Origin of the sequence: Qipengyuania marisflavi, assembly GCF_005884405.1 — a bacterium.
Lineage (GTDB): Bacteria > Pseudomonadota > Alphaproteobacteria > Sphingomonadales > Sphingomonadaceae > Qipengyuania > Qipengyuania marisflavi.
On sequence record NZ_VCAO01000003.1, the window covers coordinates 264,971 to 285,184 of the forward strand.

At 62.0% G+C, this 20,214-nt stretch carries 20 protein-coding genes and 1 pseudogene; 11 read left to right on the plus strand and 10 right to left on the minus strand.

All coding sequences use genetic code 11. The features are described 5' to 3' along the window. Nucleotides 1-287 precede the first annotated feature (287 nt). Both FEV51_RS08335 and FEV51_RS08340 read right to left on the minus strand, forming a co-directional pair. Complete coding sequence (locus tag FEV51_RS08335) at nucleotides 288-551, minus strand: DUF3892 domain-containing protein (protein WP_138617802.1); 264 nt, start codon at nucleotides 549-551, stop codon at nucleotides 288-290. A 65-nt stretch (nucleotides 552-616) separates the two neighbouring features. After that, a complete protein-coding gene (locus FEV51_RS08340; RefSeq protein ID WP_138617804.1) occupies nucleotides 617-808 on the minus strand; it encodes a hypothetical protein in 192 nt (63 codons plus the stop codon). Between the two features lie 103 nt (nucleotides 809-911). On the opposite strand from FEV51_RS08340, the gene FEV51_RS08345 reads away from it, so the two are divergent. Further along, complete coding sequence (locus FEV51_RS08345) at nucleotides 912-1,247, plus strand: helix-turn-helix domain-containing protein (protein WP_138617806.1); 336 nt, start codon at nucleotides 912-914, stop codon at nucleotides 1,245-1,247. Next, on the plus strand, nucleotides 1,244-2,128 hold the full coding sequence (locus FEV51_RS08350) for an ImmA/IrrE family metallo-endopeptidase (RefSeq protein ID WP_138617808.1): 885 nt from the start codon (nucleotides 1,244-1,246) through the stop codon (nucleotides 2,126-2,128). The genes FEV51_RS08345 and FEV51_RS08350 overlap by 4 nt, the downstream gene beginning before the upstream one ends. A gap of 92 nt (nucleotides 2,129-2,220) precedes the next feature. Here FEV51_RS08350 and FEV51_RS08355 read toward each other — a convergent pair whose 3' ends face one another. The 3 genes and pseudogenes from FEV51_RS08355 to FEV51_RS08370 form a co-directional block, all read right to left on the minus strand. Beyond that, complete coding sequence (locus tag FEV51_RS08355; RefSeq protein WP_138617810.1) at nucleotides 2,221-3,549, minus strand: type II toxin-antitoxin system HipA family toxin; 1,329 nt, start codon at nucleotides 3,547-3,549, stop codon at nucleotides 2,221-2,223. Further along, nucleotides 3,549-4,061 carry a helix-turn-helix transcriptional regulator gene (locus FEV51_RS13340; RefSeq protein WP_246034500.1) on the minus strand — a complete coding sequence of 171 codons (513 nt, stop codon included), beginning with the start codon at nucleotides 4,059-4,061 and terminating at the stop codon, nucleotides 3,549-3,551. Before FEV51_RS13340 ends, FEV51_RS08355 begins: the two co-directional genes overlap by 1 nt. Nucleotides 4,062-4,245: 184 nt before the next feature. After that, nucleotides 4,246-5,493 (minus strand): annotated as a pseudogene (locus FEV51_RS08370) (phage integrase). A gap of 311 nt (nucleotides 5,494-5,804) precedes the next feature. Between FEV51_RS08370 and FEV51_RS08375 the strand changes: the two are divergent. Then, nucleotides 5,805-6,851: a diacylglycerol/lipid kinase family protein gene (locus FEV51_RS08375; RefSeq protein WP_138617816.1), complete on the plus strand. Its 1,047-nt coding sequence runs from the start codon at nucleotides 5,805-5,807 to the stop codon at nucleotides 6,849-6,851. Then, nucleotides 6,848-7,756 carry a hypothetical protein gene (locus tag FEV51_RS08380; RefSeq protein ID WP_138617818.1) on the plus strand — a complete coding sequence of 303 codons (909 nt, stop codon included), beginning with the start codon at nucleotides 6,848-6,850 and terminating at the stop codon, nucleotides 7,754-7,756. The genes FEV51_RS08375 and FEV51_RS08380 overlap by 4 nt, the downstream gene beginning before the upstream one ends. Here the strand turns inward: FEV51_RS08380 and FEV51_RS08385 are convergent. From FEV51_RS08385 to FEV51_RS08400, 5 genes are all read right to left on the minus strand, one after another. Further along, a complete protein-coding gene (locus FEV51_RS08385) occupies nucleotides 7,747-8,244 on the minus strand; it encodes a DUF2141 domain-containing protein (protein WP_138617820.1) in 498 nt (165 codons plus the stop codon). The two genes, FEV51_RS08380 and FEV51_RS08385, sit on opposite strands and share 10 nt — an antisense overlap. 84 nt (nucleotides 8,245-8,328) lie before the next feature. After that, entirely contained in the window at nucleotides 8,329-10,008 is a 1,680-nt protein-coding gene (locus tag FEV51_RS08390; protein WP_138617822.1) for an ATP-binding cassette domain-containing protein, read from the minus strand. A gap of 53 nt (nucleotides 10,009-10,061) precedes the next feature. Continuing rightward, nucleotides 10,062-11,960: an asparagine synthase-related protein gene (locus tag FEV51_RS08395; protein ID WP_138617824.1), complete on the minus strand. Its 1,899-nt coding sequence runs from the start codon at nucleotides 11,958-11,960 to the stop codon at nucleotides 10,062-10,064. A gap of 28 nt (nucleotides 11,961-11,988) precedes the next feature. Next, nucleotides 11,989-12,138, minus strand: a complete 150-nt coding sequence (locus FEV51_RS13135; protein WP_171033076.1) for a hypothetical protein — start codon at nucleotides 12,136-12,138, stop codon at nucleotides 11,989-11,991. Between the two features lie 81 nt (nucleotides 12,139-12,219). Beyond that, complete coding sequence (locus FEV51_RS08400; RefSeq protein WP_138617826.1) at nucleotides 12,220-12,486, minus strand: PqqD family protein; 267 nt, start codon at nucleotides 12,484-12,486, stop codon at nucleotides 12,220-12,222. A gap of 123 nt (nucleotides 12,487-12,609) precedes the next feature. Between FEV51_RS08400 and rpe the strand changes: the two genes are divergently transcribed. From rpe to dxs, 7 genes are all read left to right on the plus strand, one after another. Next, nucleotides 12,610-13,272, plus strand: coding sequence for a ribulose-phosphate 3-epimerase (rpe, locus tag FEV51_RS08405; protein WP_138617828.1), 663 nt, complete (start codon nucleotides 12,610-12,612; stop codon nucleotides 13,270-13,272). Then, nucleotides 13,269-15,134, plus strand: a complete 1,866-nt coding sequence (locus FEV51_RS08410) for a heparinase II/III family protein (RefSeq protein WP_138617830.1) — start codon at nucleotides 13,269-13,271, stop codon at nucleotides 15,132-15,134. Before rpe ends, FEV51_RS08410 begins: the two co-directional genes overlap by 4 nt. 5 nt (nucleotides 15,135-15,139) lie before the next feature. Next, the gene (gene purH / locus FEV51_RS08415; protein ID WP_138617832.1) at nucleotides 15,140-16,729 is read left to right on the plus strand and encodes a bifunctional phosphoribosylaminoimidazolecarboxamide formyltransferase/IMP cyclohydrolase; all 1,590 of its coding nucleotides are present in this window, start codon (nucleotides 15,140-15,142) and stop codon (nucleotides 16,727-16,729) included. A 142-nt stretch (nucleotides 16,730-16,871) separates the two neighbouring features. Then, nucleotides 16,872-17,003 carry a hypothetical protein gene (locus FEV51_RS13415; protein ID WP_281281616.1) on the plus strand — a complete coding sequence of 44 codons (132 nt, stop codon included), beginning with the start codon at nucleotides 16,872-16,874 and terminating at the stop codon, nucleotides 17,001-17,003. After that, nucleotides 17,003-17,683, plus strand: a complete 681-nt coding sequence (msrA, locus tag FEV51_RS08420) for a peptide-methionine (S)-S-oxide reductase MsrA (RefSeq protein ID WP_138617834.1) — start codon at nucleotides 17,003-17,005, stop codon at nucleotides 17,681-17,683. Before FEV51_RS13415 ends, msrA begins: the two co-directional genes overlap by 1 nt. A gap of 36 nt (nucleotides 17,684-17,719) precedes the next feature. Further along, the gene (locus tag FEV51_RS08425; protein ID WP_138617836.1) at nucleotides 17,720-18,181 is read left to right on the plus strand and encodes a Fur family transcriptional regulator; all 462 of its coding nucleotides are present in this window, start codon (nucleotides 17,720-17,722) and stop codon (nucleotides 18,179-18,181) included. Between the two features lie 82 nt (nucleotides 18,182-18,263). After that, nucleotides 18,264-20,186 carry a 1-deoxy-D-xylulose-5-phosphate synthase gene (gene dxs / locus FEV51_RS08430; RefSeq protein WP_138617838.1) on the plus strand — a complete coding sequence of 641 codons (1,923 nt, stop codon included), beginning with the start codon at nucleotides 18,264-18,266 and terminating at the stop codon, nucleotides 20,184-20,186. The last annotated feature ends 28 nt before the right edge of the window (nucleotides 20,187-20,214 follow it).

Consider the following 20,214-nt stretch of genomic DNA (forward strand, 5'->3'; position numbering starts at 1 on the left):
TCAGGATGCAACCGTCGCAGCGCGGAGCGGCTAGTTAGGTATATAGGTCCCAAAAATAAGACGGGTAGGTCGACGGTGAATAGGATGAGTCAGAACCGTAACGGCGTACGCCACTACAGGCAGGACATGCCGCTGCGCCGCTTGAGGTACGGTGTCCTCTTGTTGGTGCTGTGCATCTAGCCATCGAAAATTCCTTCCAGCTAATCAGTTAAAATAAGTCGCTTCGATACATTCGCAAATCTGCGACCGGAACTGTCAATTGATCCTGGTTGCGTCGGACTCCCAACTTAGCAATCGGGTAAATCATCCAAATTGTTCTTACTGGTATTGTCCCAATCGGTACGGAGATACTTGCCGTCGGTGCCATTGACTACGTGGATACTTGTTTCTGGACTGTTAGCCCAGTTGACCCAATATTCGTGCGCACCCGAATCGATATCGCTGATAGCATTGGCCTTCGAACGGGGAGACCACTCATGCACGCTGTTGCACAGGCGAGTGATATCTCCATCTTTGTCCTTGCCAGTTTGGCGAACATAACGCTTTGCCATGATTTATTCCTATCTTTTGGTCGGTTCTTGATATCGTGAGCGGGACATTGCTGCCCCGCCCATATTCACTTCTTGTTCGGACGCTGCGTCAGCGCCGAAGCTGCCGCTGTTTTTGCAGCTTTGCTTGAACTGGGATTACGCAGCACTTTTGATGCCGCGGAAGCCGCCTTCTTGCTTGTCACTTCGGAATTGCCCTTTTTGCCCGCCATTTCACTCACCTCCTTCCTTATTGACAGCAATTGCGATTCGTCGTACATTTTCCTACGTAAACGTAGGGTGATAGAGCGAAAATAAACGCCGCAGTTGCGACGCACTTGGGCTACTATTCCGTAGGTATACAGCAATATTAACCGTAGGGCAATGATGGTATCAAACGAAAATGATTTCGGTGAGCGGCTCACCGCCGCGCGGGACAAGCGCGAGATGAATCAGGCCGAACTTGCGAAAAGAGCTGGCCTCCAAGCTGCTGCGATCGGACATTTCGAACGAGGTCGACGCAAGCCTTCTTTCGCAAATGTTCGAGCTTTGGCGAAGGCGCTCAACGTGAGCTCAGACTATTTGCTTGGCAGAACTCCAAGTATGGAAGGAGCTACGACGGCGTTCCGAGGCGAAGACGATCTTTCCAGTGCGGACCGTGATCAAATCCAGCTCATGATCGATATGATGCGCGAACGAAGAGAGCGGTCTGATCCGTGAGGCCCACACGAGCAGAGTGGGCACGCAAGTGTGGTGAGCGCAAAGCAAAGCAGTGTGGTTTTCTGCGTTTCCCAATAGACCCGTTTAGAATCGCTGAAGATGAGGATATCTTGGTCCAGGCGAAGAAAGCCGACCAAATAGGTGTAAGCGGTGGCATCATATTCAATGACGAAGATGTTGCCATTTTCTATGCGACTAACATCAGTAGCTCCGGCTTTCAACGCTTCACTGTCGGCCATGAATTGGGTCACTACTTTCTCGAAGGCCATCCCGAAGAGATACTGCAGACCGGGCCGTTGCATGCTTCTAAGGCAGGCTTCTCTCAAGGCGACAGGGCGATCGAAATCGAAGCCGACCATTTTTCCTCTGGCCTGCTTTTGCCTGGGCACTTGGTCCGGCAGGCACTTGGAGATGGTCAAATAGGCCTAGAGGGAATCGAGGAACTTTCCGAATTATCCGAGTGTTCGCTAACTGCCTCTGCAATCCGGGCAGCAGAATGCAGCCCTTACCCCATGGCTATTGTAATGAGCCGTGAGGACCAGATCTGTTACGGGTTTCTTTCAGATGGCTTCAAACAACTAAAGCCCCGCGCATTCCCCCGCAAAGGTGACTTGTTACCCGACTCTGCAACTCGCCAGTTCAATTTGGACACGGCCAACATCGAAAACGGCAAACGCCACGCGGGCGAAACCACGCTGGCAGACTGGTTTGACGGACCGCCGGGCATTATACTCGATGAAGAAGTTTTGGGACTTGGTAAGTATGGGTACACTCTTACGGTATTTTCAAGCGAGGAACTACCTGAGGAGCCTGACGAATTCGAAGACGAGGAAGCAGCCCTAATAGGTAGCTATACGGCAAAGTTCGCTTATGGCCGATAACGGCAGCGCGCAGGAGACACTAGGTGCGCCGTGAACGTATGCAGCTTGCTTGGAGTGACTTTTAAGCGGCATCATTCTTTACAGCCGTACCTTCAGCTTAAGGACCAACCACCGCCACGCGTCACATGCGCATCTCGCTCTCTTAACGCGCGATCCAGGCCAAGTATCTCATTGAGGTGCGTTGCCGTATGCCCAAACAAGCGATCGAGTGCCGACATCTCCCGAGGAAAACTTGCCGACAACTCCTCGATCTTGTCGATCAGTTCGTCCGCCGCCGACCTTAGCAATGCTTTCGCACCCGATGCTGGAATTCCGATGGCAGCGCAGAAGGCAATCAGGTCGTCGGCAGTTATGTCATCGAAACGACTGGCTGCCCCCACATTGAACGCCAGCTCGTCTGTGTAGTCGTCCCCCATCAGCACCGGGGTAAGGTCGTAAAATGGGGCAAGTTGCACCGATCCGCCTGGGACCAGGATTAGGCCGATGTTCTTGGCGTGGTTGTCGTTGTTGCCGAGAAGCAGGTTGAACAGCGTCATTCTTAGGAATGTGTTGCGAGCGAGAGCGGGCTGGTCCGTTGCGGCAAGCGTTCTTCCGATTGTCACCGCATCGAACCGTCGTCCCGCCTCTCCACGCCGCTCATACTTGAGATCGGAGGGAAGGCCGCTCGCTTGGGCAAAGTCCTCGACATGCAAGCGGTACACCTTGTCGCCGTCGATAAGGCGATCAAACCGATTGATGAGAAGGATGTCGTGTTCACCGATTTGATCAGCGACGCATGTCCCGACCGCGAAGCCGCACTTGGCTGCCAGGTCGGTCAGAAAGGCTTCGTCCCGTGCCTCCTTAAGGTTCTGGCGATCCGGGAGCTTCAGAATGTGGGTCGTGGGCGCGCCCGTCCCATCTTTGGGAAGTGCGAAGCGTCCGTCGGGCAGTGCGGCGAGTGATATCTTCCGGCGCACACCCGCGACTGGCGAAGGGTCGCGCATCTTTTCTGGTAGGGGCTTGCCTGTGGCGAGGCGCTCGACGATGTCGCGCAACGTTCCCTCGTCGAGCGGATCATAGTCTTCGCTCAGCGTTCCAGGACGTTTCACCGGTGGACGGTCGAGACCGAGCACGCTGACAGCGCCCGGGCAGTCTGCCCCCAGATGTTCGAGCAGCCCTGCTATGTCGCTGCGCTCGATTCCATAGCGCGCCATGGTCGCTTCGAGCTGGTCATTTTCGTGGAGCAGGTTTCCAAACCACGCGCGCACGGGTACATCTCCGAAGGGCTGTTCGCTGAGTGGCAAAGAGAGCGAAAGAGCATGACTGTTCGGGGCCGCCAGCCAATGGGCATTGTAGGTGAAAGACAGATCACCATCATCGCCTTTGACAAGGTAACCGACCGGCTCCGCCGACGCTTCGAGCCAGACTTGCAGGATGAGCATCAGCGGCTACGCAATCTGGCGGTAAGATCGATGCCTGCTGCCTGCGCACAGGCCATCACGCGGTCGAATTCCAGGCTTGGCTTCCCGCCTTCGAGTTCGGATACGAACCGCCGCCCGACACCGGCATGCGCAGCGAATTCCGACTGTTTCATCTTCATCGCCTTGCGCGCGCGCCGCACAAGCGCGCCCAGTTCCGCAACCGATCTTACGCGCTCGACAGAGGCTGGCATGCGCGGTGCTGCAATTCGTGGTGTGGGAGGTTTCGAAACGGAAAGGCCGGATGAGGCATCCGAGAGCTGTCGTGCTATATCGATTGCTCGTTGATATTGTGGGGTTTGCAGCTGTTCGGCCACTTTTTGTATAGGCGACATCACCTCTGCCAATCTGGCATTGAGCTCGCGACCGGCCTTGCTTACCGAATTGATGGCTGGACTCGTAGCGAGCTTCCGAAATGCCTGATCCTGCTCGTTGAGAGCTTTCAGGAGGCGCTGACTATCAGAGGCCGGTTTCATTTTTGATCCCTTTCGGGAGCGAAATGGCATTCCAGACCTAAAAAGTCAACATTTGTTCCTGAAAGGGTGCATTTTGAGCAGTTGGGTAAACAATTTTCCATCGTGATCCCGTTCGGGAGCGTTGTAAGATTCGGTAAAAAGCCGATATTCTCTGCGCAGTGAATATACGTCCAAGGCCTCCACCTCAATTTGTGGCTACGATCTTGAGGTGCGTTCGGGGCTTATCAAGCACTTCGACCGCCTCCCGCCGATGCTCCGGCGCAAGGTGCGCATAGCGGAGCGTCATTGCGTAGTCGCTGTGGCCAAGCAGTTCGCGGATCGTATTGAGGTCTACTGCCCCCATGGCAAGGCGAGAGGCGAAGTGGTGGCGCATGTCGTGCCAGCGGAAATCTGCAATCTTTGCGTCATCGAGCAGCTTCTTCCAAGATGAGTTGACGTTGTCGAAGCGCTTGCCGTCCTCGCTTTCGAAGACGCGGCTGTTGCCTAGGTCGCATTGGGAGCGCCAGGACTTCAAGGTCTCTTAGGCCTCTGCATTGAGCGGTATGTGCCGTGTTTTGCGAGACTTGGCGGTCTCGGCTGACACGGTCACAATCCGCCGATCGAAATTCACATGCGACCATTTGAGATCGAACAATTCACCGCGCCGCATACCCGTGTTGATCGATAGCAGAACCATCGGCGTCAGGTGATCGGCGAAGGGCACAGCGTGCAAGCTTGGGAGCAGTTCGCGGTCACGCTCACGCCTCCATTGATTGGCCGAATCGCGCTCGGTCCGCATTCTGTCTTCGCGTTTCCTTAGCTGCGAACGCAGGCGGTATTCCTCGGCTTCGTCCAAGTAACGAACGCGGACCTCCTTGTTCTCGCGCGCCTTCTTGACCTTGGCGATCGGATTTACCGCAATCAGTTCCCATTCGACGGCCCGGTTGAGCGCTGCCTTGATGGCCGTGATGTCCCGATTGACCGTATTGGTCTTCACGCCATCCTTCATTCGCTGGGCGCGCCAGCGTTCCAAATCGAGCGGTGAAATTGCCGCCATCGGAGTCTTGAGAAACTTCTTGAAGGTCACTTTCAGCCGCTTGATCGTGGCCTCTGCGGTCTTCTGGTGGACCCGTGCCCAAGCGGCATAATGCTCGTCGATAAACTCGCCGAACGTTGAGACTTGCTTGCGCTTCTGGCGCTCAATGCGCGGATCGACACCGGCCCAATACGGGCCAAGCGCGTTCTTTGCCGCCTCGACGGCTTCAGCGTATCCCATGCTGGTCAAGCGACCGAGCCTGATGCGCTTGCCACGCTCAAATTCGAGATACCAAGTCTTCACACCGGAGGGCTGAACCCGCAGCAGTAAGCCGTTCAACTTGGGATCGCGCAGCTCGTAAGGGTTGGCCCTTGGGGCCGCCCGTTCTGCCACTGCGTTGTTCATGGAAGCTGGCATTGCGATCTTTCCTGTGATCACAAAGCTAGCCGATCCGTAAGTGAAATGTAAGTGCAAGAGGGGTGAACGCAGTGCAACAAATGCGAACGGTTCGCAACTTAGAGAAGCCAATTTAACCTATAAAAAATAATTGTTTATCGTTCATTTTTGTTTTGTTGCGGTGCAAAATTTTTTCGCCATTTTTATGCCTCCGAAGGCAGAGGCCACAGGTTCGAATCCTGTCGGGTGCGCCAGGGCAAAGGTCCGCCTCCACATGATGACGAAAAATTTCCTAGGAAAGCCGTGGTTACCGCGGGTATTGCGATAGGGTAATGGACCGCACGACTTACCAGTTCGACCGTATCGAGGCGTTGCGTGCAGCGCCGCTGCGGCGTGTCGGCGGTGGGTCTGGCGAACGTGCTCCGCCGCCCAATGCGCCAAATCCCCGCATTGGCGTGATCTACAATCCGCGCAGCCACCGCAATCGCGGGCAGGATCTGGAATGCACGCAGCGGCTGGGCATTACCGTGGCGCAGCCCGAATCGCGCGAACAGATTGCCGAGGCGCTGGCCGATCTGGACCGCCAGGGCGTGGACTTCCTCATCATCAATGGCGGCGACGGTACGGTGCGCGATGTGCTGACCATGGGTCAGGGCGTGTTCGGTGACAACTGGCCTGCGCTGGCGGTGCTGCCCAAGGGCAAGACCAATGCGCTGACGGTTGATCTGGGCGTGCCGACCGACTGGTCGCTGAGCGATGCCGTGGCGGCTTGGTCGGACGGTCGCCGCGTGCGCCGCCGCCCGCTGGCAATCACTGCGCAGGGGCGTGACGAGCCTGCGGTGATGGGCTTTTTCCTTGGCGCGGGCGCTTTCACCATTGGCACGCGCGCTGGTCAGGATGCCCATGCGCTGGGCTTCTTCGGCAGCCTTGCTGTCGGGGCCACTGCAGCCTGGGGCGTGCTACAGGCGCTGCTGGGCAGTAATCGTAACCAGTGGCGGCGCGGCAGCGAGATGGCAATCTCGCGGCTGTCCGATGGATCCGCGCTGGCGCACTCACAACATGGCGATCCGGGCCGCCGCAGCATCATTCTGGCCAGCACGCTGCGGCATATGCCGATGGGGCTGAAATTGTTCGCGCCGGATAGCAGCGGCATCAAGCTGGTGGCGATGGACAAGCCGCTGCGGCGCCTGCTGCTCAGCTTCCCGGCGATTCTGTATGGCTGGCGTCCGGCATGGCTGGAGCGTGCCGGTTTCCACCAGACCGATGGCGAAGGCTTCGCAATGCGTTTTGCCGAGCCGTTTATCCTTGACGGGGAAGCCTTCGATCCCGGCCAATACCGCGTCGAACAGGGGCCGGACCTGACCTTCGTCACCGCGTGACTCAGGCCCTCCACCACCGCAGTGCAGATACGCTGGCGCAGCCGGTAGCCGCCGAAGTGCGCGCATGGGCCGCGCAATTGGGGGCTGAGGCGGGAGCGCTTGCGGTGCTGTTCTATGGCTCCAACCTGCGCACCGGATCGCTGGAGGGCGTGCTCGATTTCTATGTGCTGCTGCCGGGTCCGCAGCAGGAGCGAATCTGGCCGCGTGTGAGTTACCGTGAGCAGCGCAGCGGGGACAGCGTCCTGCGCGCCAAAATTGCCACCATGTCGCTGGACCAGTTCACGCAGGCTGCTGCCGGGCAATCGCGCGACACCACGATTTGGGCGCGGTTTGTCCAGCCCAGCGCGCTGGTTTGGGCGGCGGATGAAGCGGCGCGCGGCGCAGTGGTGCAGGCGGCGGCCAGCGCGGCGCAAACGGCGGCGCGGCTGGCGGCGGCGCTGGGGCCTGAGCAAGGGCCGGAGGATGCTTTCTGGCGCGCGCTGTTTCAGGCAACTTACAAAGCGGAATTCCGGGTGGAGAAAGCGGGGCGCGAGGAATCGATCCTGGCGGTCAATCGCGCGCATTTCGACGGGCTGTTGCCGCTGGCGTGGGAGGCTGGCGGGATCAGCTTTGCGCGTGCAGCCGATGCTCTGGCGCCGCAGCTGTCACCCACAGAACGCGCCGCTATCCTGCGCTGGTGGCAGCGCTGCGCGCGGCTGGGCAAACCGCTCAATCTGTTGCGGCTGGCCAAGGCGACCACGACGTTTGACGGGGCGGCGGATTATGCCGCGTGGAAGCTGGAGCGGCACACGGGCATCGCGCTGAAAGTCACGCCGTTTGCCGCGCGGCATCCCTTGCTGGCCGCGCCCGGTGCGATGTTTGCGCTATGGCGCGCCCGCAGGCGCGCGGCGCGCGATCACATATAACGCATGGTGATCGAGATCGCCTCGACACTGTTGCCGACGCTGAACGCGGTCTTCTTGTAGCTGGGTTTGCCCAGATTGAAGATGTTCAGGCTGGGATTGTTCGACATTGCCCCGCCGTCTTTTGACAGATCGGTCTTGCCATTGCCGTTGAGGTCATGGCGCACCGCGATGCCATAGCTGCCGCTGCTGGGCAGCGGGACGCAGAAACGCATGGTCCCGGCCCGGGCAGGTACTTCGATGCGGCTGAGCCACTTGCCCTTTTCCAGCCATTCGCCCGGCGTGGCGCGATAGCTCTGGACGCGCAGCGTACCGCCGCCCGCCGCAACGCCGGTGACAGTAACCTGCACCGCAGGCCCGCGGCCCGCAGCGCATTTGGCCGGATCATTGGCGATTTTCTGGCGATATTGCGCCTGCGCCGGAGCGGCGATCAGCGCCCCCGACAGTGCGAGAGCCAGCACACCCGAAAGTGCAGTGAAAGAGGTCTTCATAATCATCCCGTCCATTCGCCGTCCGGCAGCCATAGCGGCGCCAGAGCGGCTGGTTTGGGAGTGAATATAGGCTTTCTCGCTGAATTACGGCTGAATTTGCGGCGCTGCAGCAATTTCCTGTTCGCGCAGCCGCCCGCCCTCCAGCATGATCCGGCGGCCATCAATCTGCGCCACCGCGCCGCGGTGGCCGATGACCAATACGGTGCATTGCCCCGCCAGTCCGGCAATGGCGCGGGCGATCTCCGCCTCCGCCGCAGGATCGAGCGCGCTGGTCGCTTCGTCGAGAATCAGCAGATCGGGTTGCCGCAGCAGCGCCCGTGCCAGTGCGATTCGCTGCTTCTCCCCGCCCGAGAGCGCGCGCGCCGCCTCGCCAAGGTCGCAATCAAGACCGCCCGGCAAATCATGGACAAAGCCCGCATGCGCCTGTTCCAGCGCCCGCTGCAATGCCGGCTCATCAGCATCGGGCATGGCCCACAGCAAATTGCCGCGCACACTTCCGGCCAGCAGCACAGGCTCTTGCTGGACATAGGCCACGCGGCTGCGCCAGGCGGAGCGTGCGCCGCCGATGAGCGGCGTGTCGTCCACAGTCACTGTGCCGCTGTCAGGTGACAGCAACCCGCCCAGCAGATCCGCCAGCGTGCTCTTGCCCGCGCCCGATGGCCCTTCCAGCACCACCGTGCTGCGCGCCGCGATGGTCAGGTTTATGGCGCGCAGTGCCGGGCGGTCGGGCGCATGGGCCAATGACACACCGTGCAGCGCAATCGCGCTGGTCAGCTGCGGCGCGGGTAGCGTTGGCGGCGGCTCGGCAGCGGCTTCGGCGCGGTCGATCAGGGCGCGGGCTTCCTCCAGCGCTGGGAGAGCGTGGTGCCATTCCTGCGCGGTCGCTTGCAACGATCCCAGCAGCGGCACAGCGCGCACTGCGAGCGCAGCCAGCGGCAACAGGATCGCCAGCGGCACCTCCCAGCGGCTAGCTGCGAGCCACAGGGCGGCGGCCAGCCCGCCCGCCGCAACGATTTGCAATGCCGCGCGCGCCAGCCCGCTGACCAGGATATAGCGCCGTTCGGTAATGCGCAGCGCCCTGAAGGCCTCATCCGCATCGGCCAGCGCCGCGCGCTCGCGCCCGAAACTCTTGATAATCCGCAAGCTGCCCAGCACTTGCTCCAGACTGCGATAAATCGCCTCATAACTGCGCGTGGTCGCCTCGCCCAGACGGCGGGCATGGCGGCGCAGACCGGCGTAGAGCGCCAGTGTGACCAGTGCCGCAAGTCCGCCGATTACCGATACCAATGGCGCAATGGCCAGCGCAGCCAGCAGCAATGCAATCAGGCTGAGGCCGATGCGCAGCAGATCGGCAAACCACGCCGCGATGTGGCCAACTCTATCGATCGTCGTGATCAGCATCGCGCGAGTGTCGCTGTGCCGCATCCGCGCCAGCAGCTTCCATTCCGCGCCGACCAGAGCTGCAAACGCGCGGCGGCGCAGGCCGTCGACAACCGCCACGGTCAGATCCTGCGCGATCAGTGCACGGTACATTTCGGCCCCCGCGCGCAGGCCGACCAGCAGCACGAAACCGGCAAGCAGCTGGCCCAGAGAAAACCGCAAGGGCAGCGCGGTGTCGCCGCCTGCCTGTAACCCCTCCAGCAGCGGAACCAGCAGGACAAAACCCGCACCCTCGGTGGCCGCAACCAACAGTGTCAGCGCCGCAAGCGCCAGCGCTCTGCGCGGCCCGGCAAGGGCAAGAAGGGTGCGCCACGAAGCAGCCATGCCCCACCTATGGCGCGCTGGGCGCTGGGTTCAAGCCTGTGCGGGCCGCCACCTCAGATATCATTGCGCCCCTTGGCACGCGCAATCATCCGGGCCGCAGCGATGGCGGAGGGCAGGCCGCAGGTGACAAACAGCCGTTCGTCCTCGCTGCCATCGGGCAGCGGAGCCAGTTGTTCGAGCCGCTGTTTCAAATCTGTCAGATCCAGTAGTCCGGCGATGTCTTCGTCACTCGCCATCAGGTCCAGTTCGGACTGCACTGCATCACGCGCCCGGAACAGGCGGTGGTGCCAATCGGCGTGGGTAGCGCCGTGCGTGGTGGCGGTTCGCTGGTCCTCGGGCATGATCCCGCGCGCCATCCGCCGCGCCAGAAAACGGGTCTCGCCATCGCGCAGGAATTGTTCGGGTGGCAGCGCGAGGCAGAACTCGGCCAGCGCGCGGGTCAGCGTGGGGTCGCGATAGGGAATGCCATGCCGCGCTTCGAGCGCTTTGAGAGCATCGCTGCGCCCCTGATCATCGCGCGTGACCAAGGCTTCAGTCAGTTCGTGCTGGCTCAGCGAACGCGGGTGGCGGCGGCGCAGGAATGCGAGCGCATTGCTGGCGGGCAGCTGTGCATCGGCCACAGCGCGTTGGCTAAGCCCCAATGCGGCAAAATGGCTGGCGGGCACCTGCGCACGCGGACCGCGCCCCGGCAGCCAATCGCCCAGCACCAGCCCCCCGAAGCGCCGCCACAGAGGCCTCGGGTCACCGCGCCGTGTGTTTAATTCGCGCCACAGTCGCCGCCATTGGCCGTGCCGGAAATAATGGCGATAGGCCCAGCCGCCAGTCGCGCTGAGCGTGGAATTGCCCTCATCACCGCCCAGCATCACATCGCAGCCACGGTCTGCGGCTGCGCCCAAGGCGGCAATTAAGGGGGCGACAATCCCCATCTCGCGCGGCGGACAGCGCGCAATGGCGAGCAATTCATCAAGTCCGGCGCGGAAGTCTTCCCCTTCGCTGCGCATGATGTGGGCATGGAGGCGGGGCGCATGGAATTGCGCGAAATTTCCGACAATCGCGCTTTCATCGCCAAATTCATTCGAGGGCAGGACCAGCGAATTGTCGATCTCGGGAGCGTAGGTGTAGCTGTGCAGCTGCTGTTCGCCCGACTGTCGCAGCAGGCTGGCGGCGACCAGCGAGGAATCCAGCCCGCCCGAAAGCGACACGCAGGGCGCATCCGCTCCCCTGCTTGCCCCCGCCACGGCCTTATCGAGCAAGCTCTGCGCGCGCTCTACCACTGCATCATCGCTCAGCGCTGCCGCATCCTGCTGCGGTGCGAAGCGATAGCGCCACAGTTCGCGAACTGATCCGGTCGCGACATCGACTGCCAGCGCCGTACCCATTGGGACACGCGCGGTGCCGGGATACCAGCCGCGCGCAGCGTCCTCGCTCGCCCCGGCCAGCACTGTCAGCAGCATATCGCTTTGTAAGGTCCGTAAAGCGATGCCCGGGAGCAGTTCCAGCGTCCGCAGCAATGATGATGCCATTAATTGGCCGTCCGTCTGGGCGTAATGCAGCGGCGGCGCGGCAAAGGCGCTGCGTGAGAGTCTCAGGGTGTCTGAAAATGGCCCGCCAGTGACGATGGCGGCGTAACAGCCATCGACCTGCGCATCGGTTTGATCGCCCCAAAGCTGCAAGGCTGCGGCATACAATTGCGCATTGTTGATGCCGTCGGCGAGTCCAAGATTCGCGCGCAACACCGCCCGATTGGCGATCCATCCGTCGAAAGCCACTGCCATGCCGCGCGCGCCAGTGGCCAGCGCAGGCTCACCCCCCGGCGCGCGCCATGCGGCAAGTGCCAGATGTTGCTTGGCTTCGTGGTCGAGAAAGCGATTGGCAGCTGCGCCCAGCGTCGCAGCAAGTCGGGCGCAGTCAGGCGCAGGGTGTTCGGACGTGGCGAGCCAGGCGGCAATCACAGGGAAACGCGCGGCTCAGCTCGCATTCTCAGCTTGGAATGCGGTCCCGGTTCAAACCATTGGTCAGCGTTCCGCCCTTTGGGCCAGCAATATCGCGGATCGTACCCAGCTTGGTCAGCACCGGCGTGCTCCATTCTGGCCGCGCCTGCTGTGGGTTGCTCTGATCGTCAAATGGCATCGGGTATCCTCTTTTCAGGGCTGAGTTTAGCAGCTTGGCCGCGTTGCGCCAAGTTTTCCGCCTGCCCCCCCTCAACGCCGCTCAATTAACCACCACCAACCGGGCCTCCGCCAGCTGCGCAACAAAGGATTCGCATTCGCTGCGGATGGCGGCGGCGTCCCCGTCATAGGCGTTGGCCAGGCTGGCCGCGATTGCAGGCACGTCGCGACTGCCGTCGATCGCCAGCCAGATCGCGCGTGCGGTGCCCGTCAGCGAGAACAGTTCGCCGCCGTCCAGATCGATCAGCAGGACCTCGCCATCGACTTCGGTTTCGACAAAGGCTTCGGGCAATTTGCGAACAATGGGCATGACTGTGTGCTAGCGGCGGGCAGCCACGGAGGAAAGGCCATGTGGAAAAGGCCGCGCCAGCGCTTGTGAACCGCCCGTCCACCCGCGTAACGCCGTGGCCAAGCACCTGACAGGTCCGCGCCCATGGCAGCCCCGCTGATATCCCCTTCCATCCTTTCGGCCGATTTCGCTCGGCTTGGCGAAGAGGTGCGCGCAATCGACGTGGCCGGGGCGGACTGGGTCCATATCGATGTGATGGACGGCCATTACGTCCCAAACATCACCATCGGCCCCGACGTTGTAAAGGCGCTGCGGCCGCATACCGCCAAGGTGTTCGACGTGCATCTGATGATCACGCCGGTTGATCCCTACCTCGTAGCGTTTGCGCAGGCCGGGGCGGATATCATCACCGTCCACCCCGAGGCGGGGCCGCATTGCCACCGCACGTTGCAGGCGATCCGCGCGTTGGGCAAGAAAGCCGGTGTGGTGCTCAATCCCGGCACGCCGGTCGATGCGCTCGACTATCTGCTCGAAGATGCCGATCTGGTGCTGGTGATGAGCGTCAATCCCGGCTTTGGCGGGCAAAGCTTCATCCATTCGCAATTGCGCAAGATCGAGGATATCCGCCGCCGGATTGATGCGCTGGGCAAGCCGATCCATTTGCAAGTCGATGGCGGCGTCAATGCCGAAACCGCGCGGCTTTGCGTCGCTGCGGGGGCCGATGTGCTGGTCGCCGGATCGGCCACTTTCAAGGGCGGCCCGGACTGCTACGCCGCCAATATCGCCGCGCTTAAAGGCGCAGCATGACCGAGGGGTCGGCACGGCTGTCGCAGCGTCCGGCCAAGCCGCTTTCAAACGGCGCGCAGGCCGCCCTGCCATTGGGCGCAAGCGACGAGCCATTGGTGGTGCCGCGCATTGCTGCCGAAGATAGCGCCGCCGTTTCCGAGCCTTCACGCGCGCTGGCGCTGGCCGATTTCGCGCCGCCGCGCACCGGGCCGGTCGATGGGCTGGTGCGCTGGGCATACCGGCTTGGCGTGCCCCCGTCGGTGCTGGCCGCGCCGCTGCGCAAGCCTGCTCGCCCGCGCTTGCTGGCGACAGTGCAGAGCCCGCTGGGCGGGGACCGGGCGCAGGGGATGGCGCTGCGAGCCGGGTTCCTGTTGGTGGCCGGGCACAAATTGCCGACTCAGGCGCTCGATTTCTCCTTCCCCTCGCGGTTGACCCTGCCATTCCAGCGTGCGGTGCATAGCTTTACCTGGCTGCGCGATCTGTCAAGTTGCGCCCCGCGCGAACAATGCACAGCGGTGGCCGAGCGGCTGCTGGCCGGATGGCTCGCGGCCATTCCCGAACCGGCCAAGGGGCCTGCCTGGAGCGTCGAGCACGCCGGACTGCGGCTGCTGACGTGGCTGGTCCATGCGCCGCTGATCCTGTCAGGTGAGGACGGGGCGCTGCGCACAAAAACGCTGGCCGCGATGGAGCGCACCGCGCGCTGGCTGGACCGTCATGTTGCCAATGCGGGTGACCGGCTGGGGCAGGTGGCAGGGTGGTGCGCAATTGTCGCTGCCGGGCTGCTGCTGCCCGACGGGCGGCCCCGGCGGCTGTATGGCGAGGCGGGGTTGCTGCGCGCTCTGGGCGAATTGGTCAGCGATGATGGCGGGGTGCTGTCGCGCAGCCCGCTGGCGCAAATGGAAGCGATTGCGCTGCTGGTGGATCTGCGCGCCTGTTATGCTGCGCTGGGCCGAGAACCGCCTCACGCGCTGGAAACCATGCTGGCGCTGCTGGTGCCGCCACTGCTGACGCTGCGAATGGGCGATGGCGGATTGGGCAGCTGGCAGGGCGCGAATGCCGTGTCTGCGCCCACGGTCGCCGGTTTGATCGAGGCCAGCGGCGTACGCACTCGCCCGGCGCAGGACACGCGCTATTGGGGCTATCAGCGGCTGGCCGCGAACAAGGGTGTGGTGGTGATGGACGCCGCCCCGCCGCCGCGTGCGCGCCATGCCCGTGCGGGCTGCGCGTCGACGCTGGCGTTTGAATTTTCGCACGCCAAGCAGCGGATCGTGGTCAATTGCGGCGGTGCAGAGCTGGCGGGCGGACAGGTTCCGCTGCGCATCGAACAGGGCCTGCGCGGCACAGCGGCTCATTCTACGCTGATGCTGGGCGATGCCAATTCCACCGCCGTGCTGATCAATGGCGAAGTTGGCAAAGGCGTCGAGGAAGTCGAAATGGTCCGCGCGCAGGTCGCCATCGGACAGCGCCGCGCCTTGCGGATCGAGGCCAGCCACAATGGTTATGCCGCACGCTTCGCCCTGGTGCACCGGCGCATCCTGATGCTGGCCGCCGACGGCATAGAACTGCGCGGCGAGGATCTGCTGGAACCGGCGGGGCGGCGCGGACAGCGCGGTAAAATCGGTTTTGCCATCCGCTTTCACCTGGCGCCCCGGATCGATGTCGGTCTGGCGGAGGACCGGCGCGGCGCGGGAATGGCTCTGCCTGACGGAAGCTACTGGCAATTCCGGCTGGGCGGCGATAGCGGCGAGGCCGAACTGGCCATCGAGGAAAGCCTGTGGGTCGACGGGCAAGGTCGCCCGCGCGCCAACCGGCAGCTGGTGGTGGAAGGCATGACATCGCGCGGCGGGGGACGGTTCCCCTGGCTGTTCAAACGAATGGGATAATTCACGTGACGGATGTGACGATTGCGCGGGCACTGCTTTCAGTGTCCGAAAAAAGCGGGCTGGTTGATCTGGGCAAGGCGCTGGCAGCGCGCGGGGTAGAGCTGGTTTCGACCGGCGGCACTGCCAAGGCGCTGCGCGATGCCGGGCTGGACGTCCGCGATGTGTCCGACCTGACCGGATTTCCCGAAATGATGGATGGCCGCGTCAAGACGCTGCACCCGATGGTGCATGGCGGCTTGCTGGCGGTGCGCGACAATCCCCATCACGCCAAGGCTATGGAAGATCACGCAATTGGCGCGATCGACCTGGTCGTGGTCAATCTCTATCCTTTCGAAGCCACTGTCATGCGCGGTGCCGGGCGGGACGAGATTATCGAGAATATCGATATCGGCGGGCCAAGTATGGTTCGTTCAGCGGCGAAAAATCACCAATTCGTCACTATTGTCACTGACCCATCGGATTATGGCACTCTCGTGGAAGAACTAGAAGCAAGCAGCGGCAAGACCAGTGTGGAGTTCCGTCGCAAGATGGCGGCCAAGGCGTTTGCCGCCACCGCAGCCTATGATTCGATGATCAGCCAGTGGTTCGCCTTCGCCGATCAGCAGCAGACTTTCCCCGATATGCTCAGCGTCAATGGCCGCCGAGTTACCGAACTGCGCTATGGCGAAAATCCGCACCAGAAGGCGGCGCTGTACACGCCGGTCGGGCCACATGGCAGCGGCATCGCGCAGGCGCAGCAGCTGCAGGGCAAGGAATTGTCCTATAACAATTACAACGACGCCGATGCCGCGCTGGAACTGTGCGCCGAGTTTGCCGGACAGGACCCGGCGGTCATCATCGTCAAGCACGCCAACCCCTGCGGCGTGGCGCAGGCACCGACACTGATCGCAGCATGGGATGCAGCGCTCGCCTGCGATTCGGTTTCAGCCTTTGGCGGGATCGTCGCGGTCAATTGCGAGCTTGATGCCGAAACCGCCGAAGCTATCGGCCAGATATTCACCGAAGTGGTGATTGCGCCGTCCGTAACTGACGATGCGCGCGCGGTGTTCGCCAAAAAGAAGAACCTGCGGCTGCTGCTGACCGGCGAACTGCCCGATCCGCGCCGCGGCGGGCTGTCGGTCAAGCCGATCACTGGCGGCCTGCTGGTGCAGACCCGCGATAATGGTGCGATCTCGCCGGACGATCTCAAAGTCGTGACGCAGCGTGCGCCAACCGATCAGGAATTGCAGGACTGCCTGTTTGCCTGGACCGTGGCGCGTCACGTCAAATCCAACGCCATCGTTTATGCCAAGGATGGGGCCACCGCAGGGATTGGCGCAGGCCAGATGAATCGCCGCGACAGCAGCCGGATTGCCGCAATGAAGGCCGCCGAAGCTGCCGAGAAATACGGCTGGGACGCTGCGCGCACCGTAGGCAGCGCTGTGGCATCGGATGCCTTCTTCCCCTTCGCCGACGGCCTGCTGGCGGCAGCCGAAGCGGGCGCGACGGCGGTTATCCAGCCGGGCGGATCGATTCGCGATGACGAGGTGATCGCGGCGGCGGACAAAGCAGGGCTGGCGATGGTCTTCACAGCAATGCGCCATTTCCGCCATTAGGCGCAAATAATGTTCGCGCTGTAACCAATCGGGCCGGGGCTGCGAACCACCCGGTACAGATGAACCGCAAGCAACCTGCACATTAAGGATGTTGCAAAGCCTGATCGGCTAACCATCTGTCGAACCCGAGATAGGAATCGATATGGAACTGTTTACCGCTGACCTTTACCGCAATTTCGGCATCGGCTTTGCCGCCGGCGCGTTGGCATTGGCGATGACAAATGGCGCGAACCTGTTTTCCGCTGTTCCGCAGATGATTGCCGCGATTTTCTGATGCAATTGCGCGCACCGCTTTTCGCTCTGGCGCTCGCGGTGACCGCGATGGGCTGTCAGCAGCCCGCTTTCGCCAGCGAGAAGCCGGTATCAGCCCCCGCCGCCAGCCGCGTCGCCAAGGAAGGCGCCGGGCTCAAGACTGCGATCTTCGCCGGTGGCTGCTTCTGGGGAGTCGAGGGCGTGTTCAGCCATGTCAAAGGCGTGACCAGCGCGGTGTCCGGCTATCACGGCGGAACCAAGCGTTCGGCCAGCTATGATCTGGTGTCCTCCGGCATGACCGATCATGCCGAGGCGGTGAAGATCACCTATGATCCCAAAGTCATCCGTTACGACCAGCTGCTGCGGATCTATTTCTCGGTGGTCGCCGATCCGACATTGAAGAACCGTCAGGGCCCCGATGTCGGCGCGCATTATCGTTCTGCCATTGTCCCTCTTTCGGGTGAGCAGACCGCCGTGGCCAAGGCCTATATCGCGCAGCTGTCCAAGGCCGGATTGTGGAACAAGCCGATTGTCACCGCGATCGAACGGTCTTCGGGCTTCTATCCGGCAGAAACCTATCATCAGGATTTCATGATCAAGAACCCGCGCCACGGATATATCCGGCGCTGGGATGCACCCAAAATTGCGGCGCTGAAAGCGATGTATCCGGGTGTCTATAGCGCGACTTTCAAGCGCAACTAACTTGAACGCGCGCGCACAGAGGCTTACCTCCCGCGCATGGCAGGTCACACACACAAGGAACATTCGGGCGAGGCGCTGATTGACGCCGCGCGCCGCTCGCTCACCGATGCAGGCGAACAGTGGACGGGCCTGCGCGAATCGGTGTTTCAGGAACTGGCGCGGCATGACAAGCCCGCCTCTGCCTATGATATTGCCGACAATCTTGGTGCGGCGCGCGGCAAACGCGTTGCCCCCAACAGCGTTTACCGCATTCTTGATCTGTTCGTGCGCACCAATCTGGCCAACCGGATCGAAAGCGCGAACGCTTATCTGGTCAACACGCATCCCGGTTGCCGCCACGATTGCATTTTCCTGATCTGCGATGATTGCGGCAAGGCCACGCATCTGGATGACGAGCGGGTGACCGGCGCGCTGCGCGATGCCGGGAATGCCGCCGGTTTTGCCGATGTGCGCCCCGTGGTCGAATTGCGCGGCCTGTGCACAGAATGCGCCGCCTGATTAGCGTGGCTGCCTAGAGGCCTGACAGCATCTGTGAACGGTTCATCGACAGGCTAGAACAGCCAGTGTATGGCCCTCGGCCATGACTTCACGCCCTGACACACCGCTGCTCGATACGGTTGATAATCCCCGCGAACTCCGCAAGCTTGAACAGCCGCAATTGCGCCAGCTATCGGACGAATTGCGCGCCGAAATGATCAATGCCGTCGGCTCTACCGGTGGGCATTTGGGTTCGGGTCTGGGCGTGGTCGAACTGACCGTGGCGATCCATTATGTGTTCGATACGCCGGCTGACCGGCTGGTGTGGGATGTTGGCCATCAGGCCTACCCGCATAAGATCCTGACCGAACGCCGCGACCGCATCCGCACGCTGCGTCAGGCTGACGGGCTGAGCGGCTTTACCAAGCGCAGCGAAAGCGAATACGATCCGTTCGGCGCGGCGCATTCCTCCACCTCGATCAGCGCGGCGCTGGGCTTTGCTGTGGCGAACAAGTTGCAGGGCAAGCCGGGGCGCGGGATTGCCGTGATCGGCGACGGCGCGATGAGCGCTGGCATGGCCTATGAGGCGATGAACAATGCCGAACAGGCTGGCAATCGCCTGATCGTGATCCTCAATGACAATGACATGTCCATCGCCCCGCCGGTGGGCGGCTTGTCCGCCTATCTGGCGCGTATGGTATCGAGCAGCGAATATCTCGGCCTGCGCACTCTGGCCTCCAAACTCGCGCGCAAGCTGTCGCGCCGGGTGCACTCAGGTCTCGAAAAAGCCGAGGAATTTACGCGCGGCATGGTGACCGGCGGGACTTTGTTTGAAGAGCTGGGCTTTTATTACGTCGGCCCCATCGACGGCCACAATCTGGACCATCTGATCCCTGTGCTCGAAAATGTCCGCGACAGCGAACAGGGTCCGGTGCTGATCCATGTCGTTACCAAAAAGGGCAAGGGTTACGGCCCCGCTGAAGACAGCGATGACAAATATCATGGCGTGCCGAAATTTGATGTGGTGACGGGCGAAAAGGCGAAGTCCGCCCCCGGTGCACCCGCCTATCAGAACGTATTTGGCGAAACGCTGGCCAAGCTGGCCGAATCCGATGACCGAATTTGCGCGATCACTGCCGCAATGCCCAGCGGCACCGGCGTGGACCGCTTTGCCAAGGCGCATCCTGACCGCACTTTCGACGTCGGCATTGCCGAACAGCACGGCGTGACCTTTGCTGCCGGTCTGGCCGCGCAGGGGATGCGCCCCTTCGCCGCGATCTATTCCACCTTCCTCCAGCGCGCGTTTGATCAGGTGGTGCACGATGTGTGCATCCAGAACCTGCCCGTGCGCTTCGCTATCGACCGCGCCGGTCTGGTGGGTGCCGACGGCGCGACCCATGCGGGCAGCTTCGACGTCACCTATCTGGCAACGCTGCCCAATATGGTGGTGATGGCCGCCGCTGATGAGGCGGAGCTGGTCCACATGACCTACACCGCCGCCGAATATGACGATGGCCCGATCGCCTTCCGCTATCCACGCGGCAACGGCGTGGGCGTGGATTTGCCAGAGGTTCCGCAGAAGCTAGAGATCGGCAAGGGCCGCATCGTCCGCCACGGCACCAAGGTCGCGATCCTCAGTTTGGGCACACGCTTGCAGGAGGCGCTCAAAGCGGCCGACCAGCTGGAGGCCAAGGGGCTTTCCACCACAGTTGCCGATCTGCGCTTCGCCAAGCCGCTCGACAGCGCGCTGATCGAAAAGGCCATGCGCGATCACGATGTTGTGGTGACGGTAGAGGAAGCCGCGATTGGCGGGCTGGGTGCCCATGTCCTGACGCTCGCCAGTGACCGGGGACTGATGGATGCAGGCCTCAAGATCCGCACCATGCGCCTGCCCGACGCGTTTCAGGACCACGGCGATCCGATGAAGCAATATGACGAAGCCGGGCTGAATGCGCCGCAGATCGTCGACACCGTGCTCACCGCGCTACGGCACAATTCGGCAGGCGTGGAAGAGGCGCGGGCTTAGGTCACGCTTTAGGAGCGGGTTTGGCGGC

Bases quoted from the DNA above. Each gene is read 5' to 3' on its own strand.
- FEV51_RS08335 (WP_138617802.1), bottom strand. From the start codon at position 551: ATGGCAAAGCGTTATGTTCGCCAAACTGGCAAGGACAAAGATGGAGAT.
- FEV51_RS08340 (WP_138617804.1), bottom strand. From the start codon at position 808: ATGTACGACGAATCGCAATTGCTGTCAATAAGGAAGGAGGTGAGTGAA.
- FEV51_RS08345 (WP_138617806.1), top strand. From the start codon at position 912: ATGATGGTATCAAACGAAAATGATTTCGGTGAGCGGCTCACCGCCGCG.
- FEV51_RS08355 (WP_138617810.1), bottom strand. From the start codon at position 3,549: ATGCTCATCCTGCAAGTCTGGCTCGAAGCGTCGGCGGAGCCGGTCGGT.
- FEV51_RS13340 (WP_246034500.1), bottom strand. From the start codon at position 4,061: ATGAAACCGGCCTCTGATAGTCAGCGCCTCCTGAAAGCTCTCAACGAG.
- FEV51_RS08375 (WP_138617816.1), top strand. From the start codon at position 5,805: ATGGACCGCACGACTTACCAGTTCGACCGTATCGAGGCGTTGCGTGCA.
- FEV51_RS08385 (WP_138617820.1), bottom strand. From the start codon at position 8,244: ATGAAGACCTCTTTCACTGCACTTTCGGGTGTGCTGGCTCTCGCACTG.
- FEV51_RS08390 (WP_138617822.1), bottom strand. From the start codon at position 10,008: ATGGCTGCTTCGTGGCGCACCCTTCTTGCCCTTGCCGGGCCGCGCAGA.
- FEV51_RS13135 (WP_171033076.1), bottom strand. From the start codon at position 12,138: ATGCCATTTGACGATCAGAGCAACCCACAGCAGGCGCGGCCAGAATGG.
- FEV51_RS08400 (WP_138617826.1), bottom strand. From the start codon at position 12,486: ATGCCCATTGTTCGCAAATTGCCCGAAGCCTTTGTCGAAACCGAAGTC.
- rpe (WP_138617828.1), top strand. From the start codon at position 12,610: ATGGCAGCCCCGCTGATATCCCCTTCCATCCTTTCGGCCGATTTCGCT.
- FEV51_RS08410 (WP_138617830.1), top strand. From the start codon at position 13,269: ATGACCGAGGGGTCGGCACGGCTGTCGCAGCGTCCGGCCAAGCCGCTT.
- FEV51_RS13415 (WP_281281616.1), top strand. From the start codon at position 16,872: ATGGAACTGTTTACCGCTGACCTTTACCGCAATTTCGGCATCGGCTTT.
- msrA (WP_138617834.1), top strand. From the start codon at position 17,003: ATGCAATTGCGCGCACCGCTTTTCGCTCTGGCGCTCGCGGTGACCGCG.
- FEV51_RS08425 (WP_138617836.1), top strand. From the start codon at position 17,720: ATGGCAGGTCACACACACAAGGAACATTCGGGCGAGGCGCTGATTGAC.
- dxs (WP_138617838.1), top strand. From the start codon at position 18,264: ATGACTTCACGCCCTGACACACCGCTGCTCGATACGGTTGATAATCCC.